This window comes from Streptomyces coffeae (genome assembly GCF_016741875.1).
GTDB classification, from domain to species: Bacteria; Actinomycetota; Actinomycetes; order Streptomycetales; family Streptomycetaceae; genus Streptomyces; species Streptomyces coffeae.
In genome coordinates this window covers 1-5,905 of the sequence record NZ_JAERRF010000081.1, presented here as the reverse complement: position 1 = coordinate 5,905, position 5,905 = coordinate 1, and the positions used below count along the sequence as shown (strand labels likewise).

Sequence of the window (5,905 nt, the reverse complement as noted above, 5' to 3'; positions counted from 1 at the left end):
GCCCCATCCCCACACGCTGCGCCCCCTGCCCCGAGAACAGGAACACCGTCCGGGCGCTGCCGCGGGCCGTGCCCTGGGGACCCTGTCCCTCGGCGAGCGTGGTCAGGGAGGCGAGGAGTTCGTCGCGGGTGGCGCCGAGGGCCACCGCGCGGTGCTCCAGGACGCTGCGTGTGACGGCGAGCGAGTGGCCGACGTCGACGGGGTGCGGTGCGGACCCGGCGGCCATGAAGTCCCGTATGCGCCGGGCCTGCTCGCGCAGGGCCTGCTCGGTGCGGGCCGATACCACCCACGGCACCACGGGGGCGTCGGCCGGAGTCGCGGCGGGCTCCTCCTCGGCGGGGGCCTGTTCCACGATCACGTGGGCGTTGGTGCCGCTGATGCCGAACGAGGAGACGCCGGCCCGGCGCGGGTGATCCGTATCGGGCCACGGACGGGCCTCGCCGAGCAGCGCCACGGAGCCGGCGTCCCAGTCGATGTGCGGGGACGGCCGGTCGACGTGCAGGGTGCGTGGCAGCTCGCCGGCCCGCATCGCCATCACCATCTTGATGACGCCGGCCACACCGGCCGCGGCCTGGGTGTGCGCGATGTTCGACTTCACCGAGCCGAGCCACAGCGGCCGGTCGGCGGGGCGGTCCTTCCCGTACGTGGCCTGGAGCGCCTGCACCTCGATGGGGTCACCCAGCGGGGTGCCCGTGCCGTGCGCCTCGACCGCGTCGATGTCGCCGGGAGCGATCCGGGCGGCGGCCAGCGCGGCGCGGATCACGCGCTGCTGGGAGGGGCCGTTGGGGGACGAGAGGTTACTGCTGGCACCGTCCTGGTTGACGGCGGAGCCGCGCAGCACACCGAGGACCGGGTGGCCCTTGGCGCGTGCGTCGGAGAGGCGTTCCAGGAGCAGCACGCCGACGCCCTCGCCGGGGCCGAAGCCGTCCGCCTCGGCCGCGAAGGCCTTGCACCGGCCGTCGGGCGACAGACCCCGCATGCGGCTGAACTCGGTGAGCACCCGCGGGCCCGCCATCAGGCTCACCCCGCCGGCGAGCGCGAGTGAGCACTCGCCGTTGCGCAGCGCCTGGGCGGCCAGGTGCAGGGCCACCAGCGAGGAGGAGCACGCGGTGTCGATGCTGACCGCGGGCCCTTCGAGGCCGAGCAGGTACGAGACGCGACCGGCGATGACGCTCTGGGTGTTGCCGGTGACGAAGTAGCCCTCCAGTTCGGCGGGCGGATGCGTCAGACGGGTGGTGTAGTCGGACCAGCCGGTGCCGTAGAAGACGCCGACGTCGGTGCCGCGCAGCGAACGCGGGATGAACCCGGCGCGCTCGATCGCCTCCCAGGAGGTCTCGAGCAGGAGCCGCTGCTGCGGGTCCATGGTGCGGGCCTCGCGCGGGGGTACGGCGAAGAAGTCCGCGTCGAAGGCGGTGACGTCGTCGACGAACCCGCCGCCGCGCACGTACGCCTTGCCGAGCGCATCCGGGTCAGGGGCGTACATGCCCTCGGTGTCCCAGCCGCGGTCCTCGGGCAGTGCGGTGACGGCGTCACGTCCGGCGGCGACGAGTTCCCACAGGTCTTCGGGCGAACGCACCCCGCCCGCGTAGCGGCAGGCCATGCCGACGATGGCGAGTGGCGCATGCGCGGCGTCCTGGAGTCTGCGGTTGTGCAGGCGCAGCTTCTCGGTCTCTCTCAGGGAGGCCCGCAGCGCGCCGACGATCTGCTCGGTGGAGGCGTCAGTGGTCACGAGCTCTGCCCTTCGGATTCGTCGTGTGCGTCGTTGGCAGTGGTGCCGTGGGCCAGCCGCAGCAGGCCGGCCAGGTCGAGGTCGTCCACGGCGCTGACCGCCTGTTCGGTGTCGATGTCGGCCGTGAGGTCACGGGCGGCCGGCTGGTCCGGCCCGTCCTCGGCGTGCCCGGCGTCGGGTACGAGTTCTGTGCGCAGGTACTCCGCTAGGGGCACCGGGGCGGGGTAGTCGAACAGGAGGGTGGCCGGGAGCCGACGGCCGGCGGCCGCGCCGAGCCGGTTGCGCAGTTCGACCGCGGTGAGCGAGTCGAACCCGCCGTCCATGAACCCGCGTTCGGGGTCGATGGCCTCGGGGCCGCCGTGGCCGAGGGTCTTCGCGGCATGGCCGCGGACCAGGTCGAGCAGCAGCCGGCTCTGTCCCTCCCGGTCAAGGCCGGCCAGCCGTTCGCGCAGCGCCTCGGCCTCGGAAGCAACGGCGGCCTCGTCGGCGGTGCTCGCCGCGCGCCGTACGGGTGCCCGGACCAGGCCGCGCAGCAGCGGGGACACGGTGTCGGCGTGGCGCCGTAGTCCGGCGTCGTCCAGGCGGACCGGGAGCAGCAGTGGCTCGTCGGTGAGCAGGGCCGCGTCGAACAGGGCGAGCCCCTGCTCGCCGGTGATCGGCGCGAGACCGGCCCGGGCGATCCTGGCCAGTTCGCCGCTGCCCAACCCATCTGCCATGCCGCCCTGTTGTGACCACAGCCCCCAGGCGAGGGACTGGCCGGGCAGTCCCTGGGTCCGGCGACGCTGGGCCAGCGAGTCGAGGAAGGCGTTGGCGGCCGCGTAGTTGGCCTGTCCGGCGTTGCCGAGTGCGGCGGAGGCGGACGAGAACATCACGAACGCGGCCAGGTCCAGATGCCGGGTGGTCTCGTGCAGGGTGAGCGCGGCGTCCGCCTTGCCCCGCAGCACGGTGTCGAGCCGCTGCGGAGTCAGCCCCTCGATGGTGCCGTCGTCCAATACGCCGGCCAGGTGGACCACGGCGGTCAGCGGACGGTCGGCGGGGATCTTGGCGAGCAGGTCGGCAGCCGCGTCCGGGTCGGCGATGTCGCAGGCGACCACGGACACTTCGGCGCCGACGGCCTGCAGTTCCTCGCTCAGCGCCGCCGCGCCGGGGGCGCCGAGTCCACGCCGTCCGGCGAGCAGCAGGTGGCGCACACCATGTTCGGCCACCAGGTGCCGGGCGAGCAGCGCGCCGAGGGTGCCGGTGCCGCCGCTGATGAGGACGGTGCCCTCGGTGTTCCACACCGACGGCAGGGTCAGCGCGATCTTGCCGATGTGCTGCGCCTGGCTCATGTACCGGAAGGCCTCCGGGGCCTGCCGGATGTCCCAGGCGGTGATCTGCGGGTGGTGCAGCTCACCGGTCTCGAAGAGCCGCACGATCTCGGTCAGGATCTCCTGCGTGCGGTCCAGGCCGGCTTCCGTCATGTCGTACGCGCGGTAGGTGATGCCGGGGTGGTCGGCGGCCACCTGCGCCGGGTCGCGCAGGTCGGCCTTGCCCATCTCGACGAACCGGCCGCCGCCGGGCAGCAGCCTGAGCGAGGCGTCCACGAACTCCCCGGCCAGGCTGTCCAGGACCACGTCCATGCCGCGTCCGCCGGTCGCCGCGAGGAACTCCCGCTCGAAGTCGAGGGTGCGCGAGGATGCGGTGTGCGTTGCGTCGAGGCCGGCGGCGCGCAGAGCGTCCCACTTGCCGGGGCTCGCGGTGGCGAAGACCTCGGCGCCCAGGTGGCGGGCGATCTGCACAGCGGCGGTGCCGACGCCGCCCGCCGCCGCGTGCACCAGCACCCGCTCGCCCGACTGCAGCCCGGCGAGGTCCGCCAGGCCGTAGTACGCGGTGAGGTAGGCCACCGGCACGCAGGCTGCCTGCTCGAACGTCCAGGCGTCGGGGATCCGCACCATGGTGCGTGCGTCGGTCACCGCGGTGGTGCCCAGTGTGCCGGGCACCACGCCGGTCACCCGGTCCCCCGGTGCCAAGTCCGTGACCTCGGCCCCGACCTCGGTGACGACGCCGGCCGCCTCGCCTCCCATCGCCGTGCGCTCGGGGTACATGTCGAGGGCCAGCATGATGTCTCGGAAGTTGAGGCCGGCGGCCCGGACCGCGACGCGGATCTCGGTCGGGCCGAGCGGTGCCGCCTTCTCCGGCGCGGGCAACAGGACCAGGTTCTCGAAGGTGCCGGGCTCGGTCACATCGAGGCGCCAGTGCTCGCCTGCCGGCGGGATCAGCGCCCCGCCGTCGGCGGCCCGGCCGAGGCGCGGCACCAACAGGTCGCCGCCTCGGACGGCGAGTTGGGGCTCGTCGGCCGCGAGCGCCGCGGGCAGCGCGTCGGACAGGTCGGCACCGCCCTCCAGGTCCACGAGCAGGAACCGCCCCGGATGCTCGGTCTGCGCGGAGCGCACCAGGCCCCAGACCGCGCCGTGCACCGGATCCGGAGCCGCGTCCCCGGCACGCACCGTGAACGCGTCCCGGGTGACGACGACCAGCCGTGCGTCGGCGGGGCCCTCGTCGGAGAGCCAGGTCTGCAGGGCGCCCAGCACCCGCCCGGTCTCCGAGCGGACCGCGCCGCGCACCTCTCTGGTCCCGGCCGGGGCCACCGTCAGCACCCTGAACTCGGCACCGGTTGCCGGAACTTCGCCTTCCGAGTCGAGCACCGTCCACTGCCCGGACGGCACCGTGCCGTCCGCAGCGACCAGGTCCCAGTCGAGCCGGAGCAGTGCGTCGTGGTCGGCGGACCGCTTGAGCTGCCGGGCCGTCACCGGGCGGGTCACCAGCCGGTCCACCTCGGCGACCGGCCGCCCCTCGACGTCTGCCAGGCGCAGGGTCAGCCCCCCGTCGCCCTGCGGGGCCAGCCTGACGCGGACCTGGGCGGCGCCCTCCGCGAACAGGCTGACTCCGCTCCACACGAACGGCAGCCGTACCTCCCCGCCCGGGTCACCGGCAGCAAGTCCCGCGTGCAGCGCGGCGTCGAGCAGCGCCGGGTGCAGGCCGAACCGGCCGGCCTCCGCCTGCTCCCGCTCGGCCAGCTGCACCTCGGCGAAGACCTCGTCACCGCGCTGCCATACGGCTGTGAGCCCCTGGAAAGCGGGCCCGTACCCGTAGCCTTCGGCGGCCAACCGCTCGTAGAAGCCGTCCAGTTCCACTGGTTCCGCGCCGGCCGGCGGCCACGCGGCCAGGTCCGGGGCCTCGCCGGGCTCCTGCGGGGCGAGGACGCCGTCCGCGTGCCGGGTCCACTCGCGCTCGCCGTCCGGGCGCCCGTACACGGTGACCGGGCGGCGGCCGGAGTCGTCCTCCTCGCCGACCCGCACCTGCACGGCGACGCTGCCGGAGGCCGGCACCGCGAGCGGTGTTCGCAGGGCGAGTTCCTCCAGGCGGGGGCAGCGCGCCTCGTCGCCGGCCCGTACCGCCATCTCGACCAGGCCGGTGCCGGGGACCAGGGCGGCGCCCGCCACCACGTGGTCGGCGAGCCAGGGGTGGGTGCGCACCGAGAGGCTGCCCGTGAGCAGGGTGCCGTCGCCGCCGGCCAGCGGGACAGCGGCGCCGAGCATCGGGTGCCCGGCGGCCACCAGGCCCCAGGTGCCCGGGTCCCCGCCGCCGGTCGGCAGGTCCTGCTGCCAGTAGCGGCGGCGCTGGAACGCGTACGTCGGCAGGTCCACCGGGCGGCCGTAGGTCAAGGCGGCGAAGTCGACGTCGGCGCCGTGCGTCCACAGGGCGGCCAGCGCCTCGACGAGGGAGCGCGGCTGCCCGCGGTCCGGGCGCTGGGCGGCGACGGCGACCGCCTGGATCTCGGTCTCCTCCAGCGTCTCCTGCACCATCGGCGTCAGTACGCCGACGGGGCCCAGCTCCAGGTAGGCGGTGACGCCCTGCGCAGCCAGCATCCGCACGCCGTCGGCGAACCGGACGGCCTCGCGGACGTGCCGCACCCAGTACTCGGGGGTGCTCAACTCCCCGCCGTCACCCAGCAGTCCGGTCGTATCGCACACCACCGCAATGCGCGGCAGGGCGTACGTGATCGAGGCCACGACCTCGCGAAACTCCGCCATCATCGGCTCCATCAACGGCGAATGGAACGCATGACTGACCACGAGCGGCTTGGTGCGCCGGCCCTCGAGGCAGGTCAGCACCTCCTCCACCGCCTGCCGGGCA

General features: G+C 74.4%; 2 protein-coding genes. Both read right to left on the bottom strand.

Features of this window, described 5'->3' with window-relative positions:
• A partial coding sequence (locus JK363_RS40845; RefSeq protein ID WP_443726319.1) for a type I polyketide synthase occupies positions 1-1,702 on the bottom strand: 1,702 nt, incomplete at its 3' end.
• Between the two features lie 23 nt (positions 1,703-1,725).
• Positions 1,726-5,905, bottom strand: a 4,180-nt coding sequence (locus JK363_RS40840) for an SDR family NAD(P)-dependent oxidoreductase (protein WP_201883395.1), incomplete at its 5' end; no start/stop codon positions are given.